The sequence below is a fragment of the Massilia sp. P2_C2 genome, assembly GCF_056404615.1.
The window spans coordinates 1-1,043 of sequence record NZ_JBFUDR010000630.1; the positions used below are offsets into that span (position 1 = coordinate 1).

The 1,043-nt window shown below is 68.9% G+C and carries 2 protein-coding genes; both read right to left on the minus strand.

Annotation, left to right across the window (positions count from 1 at the left end; all coding sequences use genetic code 11):
• A partial coding sequence (gene tssG, locus AC1DYX_RS31455; protein WP_477266171.1) for a type VI secretion system baseplate subunit TssG occupies positions 1-874 on the minus strand: 874 nt, incomplete at its 3' end.
• Positions 838-1,043: type VI secretion system baseplate subunit TssF (locus AC1DYX_RS31460; protein WP_477266173.1), on the minus strand; the 206-nt coding region annotated here is incomplete at its 5' end. The genes AC1DYX_RS31460 and tssG, both read right to left, overlap by 37 nt.

The following is a 1,043-nucleotide window of genomic DNA, read 5'->3' on the forward strand; positions in this document are numbered from 1 at the left end:
CCGCGCGGCCGCCCGGCAGGAAGGCTTCGTACGCCGCGAGGTCCAGCGGCCCGATCACGAGCCGCAGCCGCAGGTCGCGCTGCCACACGCGCGTGCCGGCCAGCGCGCCGCCGCCCAGGGTGGCATTGCCCAGCCCGAGCGCCGTCTGCTGGGCCGCGGGAACGTCGTACCAGCGTCCGACGAACTGCTCGGTGCGCACCGGCTGGCCGAAATACTCGGACAGCACGCGCGCGATCTGCACGCTGGATGCGGGCCGCTGGCGCAGCGCGGTGGCGAAGTACGCGACGGATTCGTCCAGCACGCCATCGCCGTGGTCGGACAGGCGCCGCCGCAGCGACGCATGACCCATGCCGGCCAGCGCCAGCAGCAGCGGCAGGAAGCCGTCCTGGCGACCGCCGTATTTCAGCTCCAGGCGGTATTTGCGCCAGGCTTCGTAGAACAGCGTCAGGGTACGGGTCGAGAATGCGTCGAGGAAGGCACGCGGGCCGTCGTCGCGCTCGTCCCGCATGTGCGCGGCGATCCGTTCCGTATAGTGGGCGGGCAGCGCGCCGCCGCTGCCCAACAGGCCCATGAACGTGGGCGTCACGCGCACATAGCGCAGCTCGCGCGATTGCAGCGCGGCGGCCAGTGCGGCGCGGTCGGGCGCGATCGCGTGCGGCTCCGGCTGCAATGCCTCGATTTCGCTGGCGGGGAACGCGAGCGATGTCGAATTCGAAAAGCGCAGGAAGTTCGCCAGCAGCCCCTCTTCCGGCATGCCGCGGCGGCGCAGCCATAGCTCGATCAGGCGCACGGCCTGGAAATACTGGAAGCGATACGGCTGCGCGAACAGCCGTTCGATCACAGCAGGCTCAAATCGCCGCTTCGTGGCTGGCATCGCAGCAACTCCTGTCCGGTCTTGTTGGAAACGATCACGAGTTGCGTGAAGCTGTTGGCATGTACGTATAGGCCGAGGAAGCGCTCGACGATATGGGCGAACGCGTCGATGCCGCTGCCGACGAACGCCTCCTCGTCGATGGTCAGCCGGACCTCGATGCCGCGCACCA